This is a genomic window from Reyranella sp., from assembly GCF_044224635.1.
Classification (GTDB): Bacteria; Pseudomonadota; Alphaproteobacteria; order Reyranellales; family Reyranellaceae; genus Reyranella.
Map to the genome: position 1 here is coordinate 75,207 of NZ_JBGAKA010000015.1, position 14,948 is coordinate 90,154.

The following is a 14,948-nucleotide window of genomic DNA, read 5'->3' on the forward strand; positions in this document are numbered from 1 at the left end:
CGGGCGACCCTAGTCTCCCGCCTCCGCCCACGCAACGCGCGCCAGCGAGTCGACCAGCGCCCCATGAACGTCGGCGCCGAATCCGTCGACCGTGGGCTCGCGGCGCGCGGTGACACCGTCGACGGCGCCGGCCTTGTCGACGACCGCCTGGGTGACAGAGAGGTCGCGTTCCGCCGTCAGGAATTTGCGGATGACGCCACTCCAGTCCGCTCGCTGGGCGGCAAGTGCCGCCATCAATCCGTAGGCGCCCCAGTTCGAGACGCCGGCGACGACCAGGTAGTCGCAAGACGTCACGCAGGCGATCTGCTCGCCGTTCGGAACCGTGCGCGCAATGAGCCCGGCCGGCAGTCGACCCATGCCGATCTCGTTGCCACCGTCGCCGATGGCGATCTTCGCCCAATCGCCACCGAGGAACAGATCATCGAGCGGCGCCGTCCACGCCGAGACGTCGACGCCGCGCATGTTGCGCGGCCGGCCATCGGCGCTGCGGCCGCATCGCTCGATCGCGATGGCATGGCTGACGCCGGCATCGCGCCATGCCTCGATGACGCGCGCGATGCCCGCCGGGTCAACGACGCCGACCTCGTCAACCGCCACGCCGCCGCCGGCCTCGGCGACCGCCACGCGCACGGCATCGGCACAGGGGGTGTCCACGGCGATACGCACCGGCAGGCCGCAGGCCGCCAGGGCGCAGGCCAGGAGGGCCGTGCCGACAGGTCCGTCCGTTTCAGGCGCCGCCACGCCGTCGCGCGGCACGAAGAAGCCGGTGATCAGGCCGATGCTGCGCGCGCCGGACAGGGCTTGGGCAGCATTGCCCAGGCCGCCGGCGCTGGCGGCAATCAGATCCGCCGTCTTGCGACCGACGTCGCGGCAGACCAGCGCCTCGAGGGCAACGATGCGCCGCGCGATCTCACTTGTCCTTTGCGACATATACTCCCGTCCAGCCGATCGGCGATTCATCGAGCAGACCGTCGATCCGCGCGCGCATCATCTCGTAATATTCCTGCCGCCAGCCCACCGCGGCGGCCGCCGACTTGCACTCCTCTATCATGTCGAGCGCCTCGGCAAAGCCCCCCGCTCTGTACTGCGCGAGAAAGACGGTCTGCCGTTCAACGAGGGTCTGGAATTCCGGAGTTCTCGCCAGGGCGGGATCACCGACCAGCGCGAAGGCGCGCTGCGCCTCGGTCTTGCCCTTGACCATGACGAGATCGAGCTCGAGCGCGGCATAATGCGGCACCTGCGCCTTCGTGGCCTCGCCGATGATGATGCCCACCCCGTAGGTCTTGCACTGCCCCTCGAGCCGCGACGCCAGGTTCACGTCGTCGCCGAGACAGGAATAGGTGAAGCGCTGGGTCGAGCCGAAATTGCCGACCGAGGCATGGCCGGTGTTGAGGCCGACGCCGATCGTGACGGGAATGTGCCGCCGGCCTTCGGCGGTCGCCTCGGCCTGCCATTCGTCGTTGAGCGCGGCGAGGCGGCCCTGCATGGCAAGCGCTGTCTCACAGGCCCGCGCCGCATGGCCTTCCACCGCCAGCGGGGCGTTCCAGAACGCCATGATGGCATCGCCCATGTACTTGTCGATCGTGCCCTTGTGCGACAGTATCAGGTCGGTCATCGGCGTCAGGAACCGGTTCATGAACCGGGTCAGGCCATGGGCGTCGAACTGCTCGGAGATCCGCGTGAAGCCGCGGACGTCGGTGAACATCACGGTGACCTCGCGCACCTCGCCGCCGAGCTGCAGCAATTCAGGATGGCGTGCGATGTGCTCGACGACGTCGGGCGACAGGTAGAGGCCGAAGGCGCCACGGATCTGGGCGCGCTCGCGCTCGGTGCGCATGAAGGCAAGCGCCGTGCCGGTGACATAGATCGCCGCCAGCGTGGCCGGCGGATAGATCGGGTCGAACAGCAGGCGGTACTCGGAGAAGGCAAACCAGGGAACCGCCAGCCCCACGCCGATGCCGGCGGCAGCAACCGCGGCCATCCAGCCGGCCGACAGCCGCGGCAACGCCCAGACGAACATGACGCCGATGGCCGCCAGATAAAGGAACTCGGCGCCATCGGCGAAATCGGGCCGGCTGAGGTACTCCTGCTCGAGCATCTGCTCGGCGAGCTGCGCCTGCACTTCGACACCCGGCACGGAGTCGCTCACCGGCGTGCTGCGCATGTCACGCAGACCGATCACGCTCGTGCCGACGAACATGACCCGCCCCTCGAGCTGCTCGGCCGGAACCTCGTCATGCATGATCGCCCGGGCAGAAATGAAGCGCTCCTGACGATGCCCCGTGTCGTAGAGCGTCAGCCGCCCCCTCGCATCGGTGCGCACTTCGATGTCGCCCGTCCGGATGGCGACGATGCCGGTGCGTTCGCCGAACGAGAGCTCGCCGCTGGCGCCGGAGGATTTGACCAGATACGTGCTCGCGCCCTGGGCCACACGCAGCGCTTCGATGGACAGAGCGGGGAAAAGCCCATCCTGGCCCGCTACACGATACAGCATGGGAATGCGCCGGATGACGGCGCTCTCCAGGTCCGTGTTGATGCTGCCGTTACCCTTCGCCGCCGCCTCGAGCAGCGGGATCGTCCGCACCGTCCCTTGCTGCAGCGGCAGGAATTGAGCAGGGTCGTCGCCGGCGAAGGCCGTGCCGTGATAGCGCCGAGGCGCCTGGCCGGGCGCTTTCGGATCGAACCCGAACCCCAGCACGACGCTCGATTGCGCCATCGCATCGGCCATGACCTGGTCGTTGTCCTGGATCGCCGCGGCGAGCTTGGCCACGGTTTCAGGATCGGTGTAGGCCACGAGATCGCGCACCATGCGACTCATCGACGACCGGTCGGGCTCGGCAAAAATCACGTCGAAGGCGATCGTCGCAACTCCCTTCTCGGTCAGCTTGTCTATCAGGCGCGCCACGATCGTGCGGGGCCACGGCCATTGGCCGTATTCGGCGAGCGAGGCTTCGTCGATGTCGACGATCCGCACCGGCGTCGCGGGATTGTAGGTTCGCGGCTGCAGTCGCTCGTAGACGTCGAAGGCGAAATCACGCAGGCGCGACAGTTCGACAGGATCGGCGATTCGCAAGGCCAATGCGCCGAGCAGCACAAGCAAGGAGGCAAGGAACGGAATGCGCGCATTGTTGCGACCGAGCAGCCAACCCATGCGCATCTGACGCCCGCCCCTCCTGAGATCGCCACTTTACGGAAGGTCGCTGCCCAAGCCAAATAGCGCACCTTGTCGACGACCCCTCCCGTATCATCGATCGTCGCCGGCATTTACGCCCGGCTGGGCGCCCTCGCGCTGTTCGCCACGCTTGACGCTCTGGTCAAGTGGCTGGGTGATTCGTACGACCCGTTCCAGATGATGCTGTTCCGCAGCACCGTTGCCCTGGTGCCACTCTACTTCCTGTATCGCTCCCAAGGCGGCCTGCGGCTCATCCGCAGCGCGAAGCCCGTGCTGCAGGCGCTGCGCATCCTGTCCGGCTTCGGCAGCCTGTTCGGCTTCTTCTACCTGCTGCCGCGCATGCCACTGGTCGACCTCTACGCGATCTCCTATGCAGCCCCCCTGTTCATGGTCGGCCTCGCTGCGGCGATCCTGGGCGAAAGCGTCGGCTGGCGTCGATGGAGCGCCGTCGGCGTGGGCTTCGCGGGCGTGCTGATCATGCTCGAGCCGTGGACCATCTCGATCCACTGGCTGTCGCTGGCCGTGCTGCTCGCGACCTTCAGCTATTCGCTGTCGACGGTGCTCACCCGGCTGATCAGCCGCTACGACCACGATGCGGCGACCATCTTCTGGTTCTGCCTGTTCGCCAGCCTGGTCTCGCTCGTGGGTGCCATCCCGAGCTGGAAGTGGCCGTCGCTCGCCGACTGGCTCTGGCTGTGCTCCCTGGGCCTGATCGGAGGCGTCGGCCAGATCCTGGTGACGCGGGCGCTGCGCCTCGCCCCGGCCTCGACCCTGGCGCCGTTCGACTACAGCTCGATCGCGCTCGCCGTCCTGTTTGGCTACCTATGGTTCAAGGAAGAACCCTCACCGGCCGTATGGTTTGGTCTGCCCCTGGTCATCGGATCGGGCCTCTACATCCTCTATCGCGAGCGCGTTCGCGCCCATGAGGCGCGGCGGGCCTCCCGGGCGGCGGTGGCTGCCAACGTACGGGATTGACGAACGAGCCCTCCAACCACATCTTGTAGGCCATGAGCGAGACCTCCTTCTCCGTTACCGACAGCGCCGCCAAGCGAATCGCTTTCCTGGCCGCCAAGGAGCCCAGGCCGGTCATGATGCGGGTCGCCGTCCTGGGCGGCGGCTGCTCGGGTTTCCAATACAATTTCTCATTCGAGGAACAGCGTAACGAGGACGACCTGCTGATCGAGCAGGGCGGCGCCTCGGTGCTGGTCGACAGCACGTCGCTGGAGCTGCTGAAAGGCAGCGAGCTCGACTATGTCGAGGAAATGGTCGGCGCTGCCTTCCAGGTGAAAAACCCGAACGCCGCCTCGTCCTGCGGCTGCGGCAACTCTTTCAGCGTATGAGCTGGCAGCGTCCGAGCTGGCAGCGCATGAACTGGCGGCGGTCGGCCGGGCGGCGATGAAGATCGCGACGTGGAACGTCAATTCCGTCCGCAAGCGGACGGCCAACTTGGTGGCGTGGCTGGAAAGTGCGCGGCCCGACGTCGTCGTCCTGCAGGAGCTGAAGGCGCTCGAGCCCCAGTTCCCGCGCCTGGAGATCGAGGCGGCCGGCTACAAGGCCGAGATTGTTGGCCAGAAGGGTTTCAACGGCGTCGCCCTGCTGTCCCTCCACCCGGTCGAGATCACCGCCCGCGCCCTGCCGGATGCCGTCGCCGACGACCAGGCCCGCTACATCGAAGGCCGTATCCAGACCAAGGACGGGCCACTCACCGTTGGCGGCCTCTACCTGCCCAACGGCAATCCGATCGGCACCGACAAGTTCGCCTACAAGATCGCCTGGATGGAGCGCCTGCAGCGGCGTGCGAAGGAGCTGCTGGCGCGCGAAGAAATGTTCGTGCTGGGCGGCGACTATAATGTCTGCCCGACAGAGACGGACGTCTACGATCCCAAGGCCTTCGCCAACGATGCGCTGTGCCAGCCGCAGTCGCGCGCTGCCTTGCGCTCCCTGCTCAATCTCGGGTTGACCGATGCGGTGCGGGCATTCGATCCCGAAGGCGTCTGTTACACCTTCTGGGATTACCAGGCCGGCGCCTGGGCCAAGAACTGGGGCCTGCGCATCGATCACCTCCTGCTCTCGCCGCAAGCCGCCGACCGCCTGACCGCAGCCGGCATCGACAAGGTCGAGCGCGGCAGGGTCGAGCCGTCCGATCACGTCCCCGTCTGGTGCGAGCTCGCGGTCGCGGCCTGATTCTTCATCCTCCCCAGCTTCGCTGGGGAGGTGTCGGCGCAATCGCCGACGGAGGGGTCAGAAGCCCCAATCCCGCTGCTCATGACCCGTCGCGTATGACGCGACACCTCCCCAGCGAGGCTGGGGAGGCGAAGAGGCGCTACTCCGCCCCTGATCCGATCACGCCGCCGTCGGCGATGATGCATTGCCCGCACACGAAGGCGCCGGCCTTGGAGGCCAGGAACACGGCGACGCCGCCGATGTCGTCAGGCTGGCCGATGCGCTTCAGCGCCGCTTTGCTCTCCTGCGCACCGCGGATCTGCGGGTTCTCCCACAGCGCGCGGGCGAAGTCGGTCTGGATCAGGCCAGGGGCGATGGCGTTGACGCGGATGTTGTGCTTGCCCCATTCCATGGCGAGCGACTTGACCAGCGACAGGTCGGCGGCCTTGCTCATGTTGTACGCGGCGATATGCGCCGAGCCGACCAGCGCGCCGATCGACGAGACGATGATGAACGCGCCGTCGCGGCGCTCGGCCATCTCCGGGCCGACCATGTTCATCAGCCACAAGTTCGACATGACGTTGTTCATCATGATCTTCTGGAACACATCCTCCTTCAGCCCGGTCAGCGGGCCGAAATAGGGGTTCGAGGCGGCGTTGCAGACCATGATGTCGATCTGGCCATAGGCCTTGCGCGCCGCAGCCACGAGGTTCTCGAGCTGCGCCCGGTCGGAGATGCTGGCGGCGACCGCTATCGCCTCCCCGCCCTTTGCCTTGATGCCCTTCACCACCTCCTCGCAGGCCGGCAGCTTGCGGCTGGAGACGACGACCTTGGCGCCGTGCGCTGCCATCTGCTCGCAGATCGAGCGGCCGATGCCGCGGCTGCCGCCCGTCACCACAGCCACCTTGCCGGTCAGATCGAACATCATCGCGCCGTCTCCTCGCCCTCGGGAACCCTTTCAGATCGCCGCCGACCTTAGAGCACATTCCGGTCGGCTGTAACCAGCCGACCGGAATGTGCCTGCTGCAACAACCAGTTCCGGCGCGCGCATTTCCAGCTTGATGGAACCGCATGCGGTTCCATCAAGCTGGAAATCGCTCCAGCGGCGCGCGGGCGAACAGCGCAATCAGCTCGACATGCGGCGACCACAGGAACTGATCGATCGGCAGCAGTTTCTCCAGCCGGTATCCGCCGTCCTGCAGCGTGCGCGCATCGCGCGCGAAGCTGCCTGGATCGCACGAGCCGTAGATCACGCGCGGCACCGTCGATCTCGCGAGCTCGCCCGATTGTGCCGACGCGCCGGCGCGCGGCGGGTCGAGGACCACCGCATCGAACGCGTCGAGCTCCTTCACGGTGAGCGGATTGCGGAACAGGTCGCGCCGCTCGGCCGTCACCGCGCCGACGGGAAGCCGCCGGCGCGCCGCGTCGACCGCCGCCACCGCCGAGCGGTCGCTTTCGAACAGCACCGCTTTACCCGGCCGGCCAAGCGTCAGCGCCCCGATCCCGGCGAACAGATCGGCGAGCCTGGAGCCATCGCCGGACCAGGCGGAAACCGCCGCCCGCATGGCCTGCTCGGCCCGCTTGGTCGCCTGCAGGAACACACCTGGAGGCGGCTCGATGCGGGCCTCGCCGAACAGCAGGAGCGGCGAGCGCCGGACGACGATCAGCTCAGCGGTCGCACGATCGCCCCAGCTCAGCCGTGCGAGGTCGGCGCGCTCCGCGAATCCCACCAGTTCCTGGCGCTTGGCGAGGTCTAAATCGAGACGCCGGTGCGGCCGCAGCAGCAGGTCGACGCCGCTGTCGGTTTCGTTGACGATCGCGTCGGCAGCGCCGCCATCGGGCAGCAGCGTCGCCGCGACGGCACGCAACGGGTCGAGCAAGGCAACCAGCGTCGGTCGCAACACCGGGCAGGCCGCGACATCGACGACGCGCTGATTGGCACGCTCGTGGAAGCCCGCCGGCACGCGCCGTCCCTGGCGCCGCACGACGAAGTCGGCGCGCCGGCGCTCGCCGGGCACGCCGCTCACCGGCGGCTGGAAGCGCGGCGGCTCGACCCCGCGCTGCGCCAGGGCCCGCGCGATCAGATCGACCTTCCAGGCGGTGTAGGCGTCGCGCCGCCAATGCTGCAGGGCGCATCCGCCGCAGGTGCCGAAATGCCGGCACGGCGGCGCCTCGCGATGGCGCGACGGCGACAGGACCTGCTCGAGCTCGGCCGCGATGCCCTCGCCGCGCCTGTCGCGCGGCACCGCCTCGACCGTCTCGCCCGGCAGGGTGAAGGGCACGAAATAGCGCTGGCCGGCGATCTCGCCGATGCCGTCGCCGCGCGACCCGATCTCCAGGATGTCGAGCCTGACGCTCACACCCGTCTCACCCCAGCCAGCTCCTGGCCGGGCGCATCTCGCCGACCAGCAGGCCGACCACATTCTTGACCGGCGGCCTCAGGATCTCCGCGCCGAGCCCGGCCGGCAGCACGCCGAGATGGTCGAGCAGCGCCGCCATCGCCACCTCGGAGGCGCGCGCCGCGCCGTCCCACATCTTGATCGCGATGCCGAGACCCAGAGTCGGCAGCATGCCGCAGAACACGCCCTCGGCACCGGTCTTGATCTGGGCCACGCCGGGCAACGCGGCATTGACGCGGGTGCAGAACCGTCCGGTGCCGGCCATCATGAAGGGCTCGGCATTCATCGCAGCACGGATTCGGCAGGCGGCATCGGCGCGCCGGCTCGGCAGGCGCGAGGGATCGGCCATGCCGGCCATGGCGCGCGCCAGGCGGGCCAGCGGCGTCGCCAGCGTGGGGATGCCGCAGCCGTCCGTGCCGTGCGGAAAGGCATGGGCATCGGCGCCGCAGAGCTCGGTCATGACGTCGCGCAGGCGGCGCTGCACGGGATGATCGTAGCGGATGTAGCCGCGGGTCGGCTCGCCGTGCTGAACGGCCGTGGTCAGGAATCCGCTGTGCTTGCCCGAGCAGTTGTTGAACGCCGGCGTCGGCGTCTTGCCCTCGCGCACCAGCTCCTCGAGCGTCGCCGGCAGGCGCGGCGGATGGGTGCCGCATTCGAGGTCGCTCTCGCCGAGACCGACCTGCTTCAGCCAGGCCCGCACCGTCTCGACATGGCGCTTCTCGCCGCTGTGCGAGGCGCAGGCGAGCGCAATGTGCTCGTTGCCCAGACCGAAGCGCTCCACCGCGCCGCTCTCGACGAAGGCCATCGCCTGGATCGGCTTGTTGGCCGAGCGCGGCAGGATCGGCGTGTCGATATCGCCCCACGAGGCGACGACGGTGCCGTCGGCCTTGACGACGGCAGCGATGCCTTCATGACGGCTCTCGACCACCGGGCCGCGCGTCACCTCGATTGCAACCCCGCCTCGGCTCACCGCTGCCGCTCCAGCTTGATGGCGGTGACGTTGTCCTGATGCTCGGCGGCGGCGGCCAGCACGGCATCGATCAGCCCCTGGACCGGCCGCACCGCCACCGCGTAGATCGCCGCTTCGCTCAACGTCTGCACACCGTCGCTGCACAACAGCAGCCGCGCGTCGGGCTCGAGCCGCCGGCTGCCCCGGTCGATCAAGGTGAGCTTCTCGCCCATCACGGCCTCGCGCAGCGTGTGCCGCGCCGGGTGACGCTCCGCCTCCTCGGCCGTCAGCATGCCGCGTTTCACCATCGCCTCGATCTGCGGCACCATCGAATGATCGGCGTTGAGCCGCTCGATGCGGCCCAGCGAAATGAGGAAGAACGGCGAATCGCCGACGCTGATCCAGCGCACCTCGTCGCCACGCACCTGCGCTGCCACCAGCGTCGCGCCCATGCCGGCGAGATCGGGCTTGCCGGCGGCACCGCGGCGGACAGCGTCGTTGGCATCCTGCAGCCCGTCGGACAGGCCGCCGCCCTGCTCGATCGAATGCACAAAGGTCTCGACCACGATCTTGCTCGCCACCGCGCCGCCGGCGTGGCCGCCCATGCCGTCGGCCACCACGGCAAGCAGCGAGCCGTCGCCCAGCGTCCTCAGCGCCCAGCTGTCTTCCTGATACGGCCGCGCACCCTGGTGCTGACCGCCCTCACCCCGCCAGCCCCTCGCCATGGCTAGTGCCAGACAGCCGGCAGCTTGCTGAGGCCGCGCAAGGTGAAGGTATGACGCCAGGCCGGCGCGTCCTTCTCCGGCAGGCGGATGTTCGGAATGCGCTCGATCAGGGCGGTGAAGACCAGCTCGGCCTCCAGGCGCGCGAGCTGGGCGCCGAGACAGTGATGGATGCCGCCGCCGAACGACATCGGGCGGACGTGCTGGCGCCCGACATCGAGCCGATCGGGATCAGGGTACTGCGCCGGATCGCGATTGGCGGCGCCGAGCAGGGCAATGATGCTCTCGCTCGGACCCAGCCGAACGCCGCTCAGCTCGACCTCGGTGTTGGTCACGCGGCCGGTGAGCTGAACCGACGAATCGTAGCGCAGCAGCTCCTCGACCGCGTTCGGGATGAGCGCGGGATCGGCCTTGAGGCGTTCCCACTGATCGGGCTGGCGATGCAGAGCCAGCAGGCCGTTGCCGATCAGGTTGGTGGTCGTCTCATGGCCGGCGCCGAACAGCAGGCCGATGTTGGCGTCGAGCTCCTCCGACGTCAGCTTGTCGCCGGCTTCCTCCGCCCGCACCAGCTCGGTGGTGAGGTCGTCCCGCGGCTCGCGCCGGCGCAGCTCGCAGAGCTGCTTGAAATAGACGCCTGCCATCTGGGTGTTGCGGTTGGCCTGATCGAGCTCCTCGCGCGTCAGCGGAACCGGGTCGATGATTCGCCCGTTGACGTTGCTGCCCGCCAGGAAGGGCGCGCGGTGCTCCTCGGGAATGCCGAGCATGTCGCAGATGACGATGACCGGCAGACGGTGGGCGAGATCGCGCATGACGTCCATCCCGCCCTTGTCGATCACCCGGTCGAGCTGCTCCTCGACCAGCGCCTTGATGCGCGGCCGCATGTCGGCGACCCGCCGCGCGGTGAAGGCCTTGTTCACCAGCCCGCGCAGGCGCGTATGATCGGGCGGATCGAGCACCAGCATGGTGCGCGCCAGATTGGCGATCGCCGGCTCGTCCAGGCCCGCTTTCTCGCCGTAGCGACGCCGCATGTTGCCGACGAAGTCCTTGCCGAACCGCTTGTCGCGCAGGATCAGGGCCACGTCTTCGTAGCCCGTCGCCAGCCAGAAGCCCTGCGCCGTCTTGTAAACCGGCGCGGTCTCGCGCAGCCGCCTGTAGTACGGGTAGGGGTCGGCGATGAAGGCCGGGTCGAGCGGATTGAAGGCGAGCGTCGCCTGATCGGCGGCAGATGGAGAGAAATCGTTCATGCCCGGTCCCTTTAGCACGATCCCCCTTGCCGCGCGAACGACCGGCCCCCTAGCATGACAACCATGTTCTCACTGACCCAGGGCTTGCGGCGCGCCGCGCAGACCAGGCCCAACGGCCTGGCGACTCATTTTGCCGGACGCCGCTTCACCTGGACGCAAACCTTTGACCGCGTGAGCCGGGTTGCCGGGGCGCTTTCCGCATTGGACGTGCAGCGCGGTGACCGGGTCGCCATCCTGGCCCTCAACAGCGACCGCTATTTCGAGCTGATGTATGCCATTCCATGGATCGGCGCGGTCATGGTGCCGCTCAACACGCGCCTGGCGCCCAAGGAGATCGAGTACATCCTGACCGATTCGGCGACATCCATGCTGTTCGTCGACACCGCCATGTCGTCCCATCTGGCGGCCCTCGAGCACAGCATGCCGGGCGTCCGCGAGGTGATCTGGCTGGACGACACCCCGGCGCCGTCCGGACTGCTGCGCTACGAGGACCTGGTGGCCTACGATCCGGTCGACGATTGCGGGGCGGCAAACGACGACCTGGCCGGCCTGTTCTACACCGGCGGCACCACCGGGCGCTCGAAGGGCGTGATGCTCAGCCACACCAACCTGGTGGTCAACGCCCTGAACGGCATCGCCGGCATCGGCTTCACCTCGGATACGACCTACATCCATTCCGGCGCGATGTTTCACCTGGCCGACGGCGCCTCGACCTTCGGGGTGACCATGTCCGGCGGACGGCACGCCTTCGTGCCGCGCTTCGATCCGGTCGAGGTGCTGCAGACCATCCAGTTCGACAAGGTCACGCATGCCCAGTTCGTGCCGACCATGATCAACATGCTGGCCAACCACCCGCGCTTTGGCGAGTTCGACATCTCCACCCTCTCGCTGATCCTCTACGGCGCCTCGCCGATGCCCGAAGGGGTGCTGCGCAAGGCCCTGCAGATGATGCCGCATGTCCGGCTGATGCACGCCTACGGCATGACCGAGGCCGCCCCGATCGTGACCTTGCTCGATCCGCGCTACACGACGCTCGAGGGCAAGTATGCCGGCCGGCTGAAATCGTGCGGCCAGGCGGCGCTGGGCTGCGAGGTCAAGGTGGTCGACGCCGATCGTCGCGAGGTGCCGCGCGGCACCGCAGGGGAGCTCGCCATTCGCGGCGCCAACATCATGACGGGCTACTGGAAGAAGCCGGCCGAGACCGCCGCCGTGCTGGCCGACGGCTGGTACTATTCCGGCGACGGTGCGACGATGGACGATGAAGGCTTCGTCTACATCGTCGACCGGCTCAAGGACATGATCATCTCGGGCGGCGAGAACGTCTATTCGGCGGAAGTCGAGAATGTCCTCTCGCTGCTCGACGGTGTCGGCGAGGTCGCCGTCATCGGTGTGCCCGACGAGCGCTGGGGCGAGCGCGTGCACGCCATCATCGTGCCCAGGGCGGACGCTGCGCTCACCGAGGACCAGGTGATGGCCCATTGCCGCGCCCACATCGCCGGTTACAAATGCCCGCGCAGCATCGATTTCCGCGACCAGCCCCTGCCCCTGTCCGGCGCCGGCAAGGTGCTGAAGCGCGACCTGCGCGAGCCTTATTGGAAGGGCTTCGCCAAGGCGGTGAACTGACGACTCTCCGTCCTCCCCAACGTCGTTGGGGAGGTGTCGCCGTCATACGACGACGGAGGGGTCATGGGTCACGTGAGGGGGCCTATGACCCCACCGTCGGCGAAGACGCCGACACCTCCCCAGCGCAGCTGGGGAGGAAGCATTGCTACACCAGCGGCACGTAGTCGTACTCGCCGACCCCTTGCAGCACGAGGAACGTGAGCGAGCCCGTGCCGACGTTGGTGACAAGGTGCGGCCGGCCGGCGACGGCGACGTAGCTCTGGCCAACGCTCAGCCGCACCTCCTCCTTGGGCTTCTGCAGGAACAGCCGCATCTCGCCCGCGAGGACGTAGAACGTGTCGCTGATGTTGGTGTGGTAGTGCCAAGGCACGGTCTGCGTCGGCGAGAGTTGCAGCTCGCTGATGCGGAAGCCGGGCCGCTCGGCGTGGCGGGCGCGGCGCTCGACCTCGTAGAGATGGTCGGCGTTGGCGACTGGCTTGAGCCTGTGTTCTGCGCTCATGGGGTGATCCATCGCTGGCGGAAGCTGGCAGGGCGAAGCGTAACACAGCGCTGACAAGAACGCTCTAGCGCGCCGCGTAACGAAGCCGTATGGGCAAGGCCCCCGGACCAAGGACAGGAAAGCCGATGCTTACGATCTACGGTGTCTATCGCTCGCGTGCGTCGCGCAACATCTGGCTGGCGGAGGAGCTCGGCCTGCCGTTCAAGCTCGTGCCGGTAACCCAACATTACCGCCTGCCCGACCCGACCGCCCCCGGCGCACCGCTCAACACGCGTTCGCCCGAGTTCCTCAAGGTCAATCCCAACGGCCACGTGCCGACGATCGAGGACGACGGGCTGGTGCTGCACGAGTCCCTGGCCATCAATCTCTACCTGGCGCGCAAGCATGGCGGCCCGCTCGCGCCGGCCAATGTCTCCGAGGACGGCGAGATGACGATGTGGGCCCTGTGGGCGGCGACCGAGCTCGAGACGCAGGCCCTGGCGATCCAGTATCACCGGGTCGGCGGAGCGCCGGTGAAGGATCCCAAGGTCGCCGATGCCGCCGTGGTCGCGCTGCGCGGGCCGTTCGCCGTGCTCGACAGCGCCCTCGCCAAGAGTGGCTTCCTGGTCGGCAGCCGCTTCACCGTGGCCGACATCAACGTGGCCGAGGTCGCGCGTTATGCGTCGGCGGCGCCCGAGCTGTTCGACGCCGCGCCGAACGTGAAGAAATGGCTCGCCGCCTGTCAGGCGCGCCCCGCCTTCAAGAAGATGTGGGCCACCCGCGACAAGGAACCCGCCTAGAGCATGATCGTCTTTGGTTGAAGCACCAAAGAATGACCTCACCCCGAGGAGCGGCCGCAGGCCGCGTCTCGAATCGGGCGAAGTAACCTTCGCCCTTAGTCGGCTACAACGCGTCTGCTGCCCACCCTTCGAGACGCCACGCTACGCGTGGCTCCTCAGGGCGAGGTTCAACTTGAAGCAATTGCGCTCTGGCTCAGGCGGCGCGATCGGCGAGGTCGCGGTCGGGGCCGATCACGACCTCGCCTCCATCCTGCAATCGGAAAACTCATGCCGACAGCACCAAACGGTCGATCGACGGCGCGAAGCCGAAATCCTCGTAAAAGCGGCGGGCGTCGCGATTGAAGGCGTGCACCGCGACCTCGAGATGGGTGGCGTGGCGACGGCGCGACCAGTCGCGCGCGGCGTCGAGCAGTCGATGGCCGATGCGCCGGCCACGCTGATCGGCGCGGACCACCAGATTGTCGACCTCGACGACGCGGCGCGGCACCGCGCCGCTGAAGCCGGAGGCCGGCCGTGTCAGGAGCACGGCAAGGCCGACGACGTCTTGCCCGCTCTGCGCGACCAGCACGGTCGAGTTCGCCGCGATCAGCCATTGCTCCATCTGCTCGCGTGTGCGCGCCGGCCCGTCGAAGACACGGAAGAAGTCGGGGCGCGCCTGGCGGTGAATCTCGTCGAGCTCGTCGAACAGCGCGATCAGCGCCTCGTAGTCGTCGAGACTTGCTTCCCGCACCCGGACCCTGGCGGTCATGCCGCCAGCACCAGGCGATCGCTCGACACGGCGAAGCCGAAATTCTCGTAGAAGCGCCGTGCCTCGCGATTCGTGCTGCCGACCTGTGCCTCGACCTGGGTGGCGCGGCGTTGGCGCGACCATTCGACGGCGGCGGCGAGCAGGCGACGGCCGATGCGGCGGCCGCGCTGGTCGGCACGCACCACCAGGTTGTCGACCTCGACCACCTTCTGGGCGCCGCCGCCGGCCATCGGCGTGACGTGCGTCACCAGCACGGCGACACCCAGCACGCCGTCCTCGCTTTGCGCGACCAGCAGAGTCGTGCCGGCGCTTTCGAGCCAGGCGAGCACCTGCTCGCGCGCATGGTCGGGATTGTCCAGAAGGCCGATGACGGCCTCGCAATCGCGCGGGCCTGCCAAGCGCACGCGAATCGAGGGCGGCGCCAGCGGCCGGTGCAGTTCAGCTTCTACGATCGACATCTCGTCCTCCGTTTGCGGTCCCGCCGCGGCCCGGAGGCCCTCTCCAGAAACACAGAAGCCGCCGGGACGCGGCGGCTTCGTCAGGTCACAACCCTTCGCGCCGCCTATTTCAGCAGCGTAAAATACCAACCCTTCTGGAGCAGGTTCGTGAGCATGGCAGCATAATGGCGATGCGCGATCGAACTGTCAAAC

General features: G+C 68.0%; 15 protein-coding genes. 5 read left to right on the forward strand and 10 right to left on the reverse strand.

The window, feature by feature from the left end:
- Positions 1–9: 9 nt before the first annotated feature.
- Positions 10–930: a glutamate cyclase domain-containing protein gene (locus ACILR9_RS15515; RefSeq protein ID WP_395710843.1), complete on the reverse strand. Its 921-nt coding sequence runs from the start codon at positions 928–930 to the stop codon at positions 10–12.
- Positions 911–3,157, reverse strand: a complete 2,247-nt coding sequence (locus ACILR9_RS15520; protein WP_395710844.1) for a CHASE2 domain-containing protein — start codon at positions 3,155–3,157, stop codon at positions 911–913. The genes ACILR9_RS15515 and ACILR9_RS15520 overlap by 20 nt, the downstream gene beginning before the upstream one ends.
- Before the next feature lie 66 nt (positions 3,158–3,223).
- Between ACILR9_RS15520 and ACILR9_RS15525 the strand changes: the two genes are divergently transcribed.
- Genes ACILR9_RS15525 through xth form a run of 3 tightly spaced genes read left to right on the forward strand, consistent with a single transcriptional unit; the run spans position 3,224 to position 5,356 of the window.
- Positions 3,224–4,147 (forward strand): DMT family transporter, encoded by a 924-nt coding sequence (locus tag ACILR9_RS15525; protein ID WP_395710845.1) that lies wholly within the window; start codon positions 3,224–3,226, stop codon positions 4,145–4,147.
- A gap of 32 nt (positions 4,148–4,179) precedes the next feature.
- Positions 4,180–4,512, forward strand: coding sequence for an iron-sulfur cluster insertion protein ErpA (erpA, locus tag ACILR9_RS15530; protein ID WP_395710846.1), 333 nt, complete (start codon positions 4,180–4,182; stop codon positions 4,510–4,512).
- 55 nt (positions 4,513–4,567) lie between these two features.
- Entirely contained in the window at positions 4,568–5,356 is a 789-nt protein-coding gene (gene xth, locus ACILR9_RS15535) for an exodeoxyribonuclease III (RefSeq protein ID WP_395710847.1), read from the forward strand.
- A gap of 139 nt (positions 5,357–5,495) precedes the next feature.
- On the opposite strand, the gene ACILR9_RS15540 is transcribed toward xth, so the two are convergent.
- The 5 genes from ACILR9_RS15540 to ACILR9_RS15560 all read right to left on the reverse strand — a co-directional run bounded on the left by ACILR9_RS15540 (position 5,496) and on the right by ACILR9_RS15560 (position 10,649).
- Complete coding sequence (locus tag ACILR9_RS15540; RefSeq protein ID WP_395710848.1) at positions 5,496–6,263, reverse strand: SDR family NAD(P)-dependent oxidoreductase; 768 nt, start codon at positions 6,261–6,263, stop codon at positions 5,496–5,498.
- A 154-nt stretch (positions 6,264–6,417) separates the two neighbouring features.
- On the reverse strand, positions 6,418–7,695 hold the full coding sequence (locus ACILR9_RS15545; RefSeq protein ID WP_395710849.1) for a class I SAM-dependent RNA methyltransferase: 1,278 nt from the start codon (positions 7,693–7,695) through the stop codon (positions 6,418–6,420).
- 7 nt (positions 7,696–7,702) lie between these two features.
- A complete protein-coding gene (locus ACILR9_RS15550; protein WP_395710850.1) occupies positions 7,703–8,704 on the reverse strand; it encodes an asparaginase in 1,002 nt (333 codons plus the stop codon).
- Entirely contained in the window at positions 8,701–9,408 is a 708-nt protein-coding gene (locus ACILR9_RS15555) for a PP2C family protein-serine/threonine phosphatase (protein ID WP_395710851.1), read from the reverse strand. Before ACILR9_RS15555 ends, ACILR9_RS15550 begins: the two co-directional genes overlap by 4 nt.
- A 2-nt stretch (positions 9,409–9,410) precedes the next feature.
- On the reverse strand, positions 9,411–10,649 hold the full coding sequence (locus ACILR9_RS15560) for a cytochrome P450 (RefSeq protein ID WP_395710852.1): 1,239 nt from the start codon (positions 10,647–10,649) through the stop codon (positions 9,411–9,413).
- A 63-nt stretch (positions 10,650–10,712) separates the two neighbouring features.
- On the opposite strand from ACILR9_RS15560, the gene ACILR9_RS15565 reads away from it, so the two are divergent.
- The gene (locus tag ACILR9_RS15565; RefSeq protein ID WP_395710853.1) at positions 10,713–12,272 is read left to right on the forward strand and encodes a long-chain-fatty-acid--CoA ligase; all 1,560 of its coding nucleotides are present in this window, start codon (positions 10,713–10,715) and stop codon (positions 12,270–12,272) included.
- Positions 12,273–12,417: 145 nt separating this feature from the next.
- Here ACILR9_RS15565 and ACILR9_RS15570 read toward each other — a convergent pair whose 3' ends face one another.
- Positions 12,418–12,771 carry a cupin domain-containing protein gene (locus ACILR9_RS15570; RefSeq protein ID WP_395710854.1) on the reverse strand — a complete coding sequence of 118 codons (354 nt, stop codon included), beginning with the start codon at positions 12,769–12,771 and terminating at the stop codon, positions 12,418–12,420.
- A gap of 125 nt (positions 12,772–12,896) precedes the next feature.
- Here ACILR9_RS15570 and ACILR9_RS15575 point away from each other — a divergent pair, with 125 nt between their 5' ends.
- On the forward strand, positions 12,897–13,550 hold the full coding sequence (locus ACILR9_RS15575) for a glutathione S-transferase family protein (RefSeq protein ID WP_395710855.1): 654 nt from the start codon (positions 12,897–12,899) through the stop codon (positions 13,548–13,550).
- A gap of 265 nt (positions 13,551–13,815) precedes the next feature.
- Here the strand turns inward: ACILR9_RS15575 and ACILR9_RS15580 are convergent, their stop codons facing one another.
- Both ACILR9_RS15580 and ACILR9_RS15585 read right to left on the reverse strand, forming a co-directional pair.
- On the reverse strand, positions 13,816–14,298 hold the full coding sequence (locus ACILR9_RS15580) for a GNAT family N-acetyltransferase (RefSeq protein ID WP_395710856.1): 483 nt from the start codon (positions 14,296–14,298) through the stop codon (positions 13,816–13,818).
- The gene (locus tag ACILR9_RS15585; protein ID WP_395710857.1) at positions 14,295–14,756 is read right to left on the reverse strand and encodes a GNAT family N-acetyltransferase; all 462 of its coding nucleotides are present in this window, start codon (positions 14,754–14,756) and stop codon (positions 14,295–14,297) included. The genes ACILR9_RS15580 and ACILR9_RS15585 overlap by 4 nt, the downstream gene beginning before the upstream one ends.
- Between the last annotated feature and the right edge of the window lie 192 nt (positions 14,757–14,948).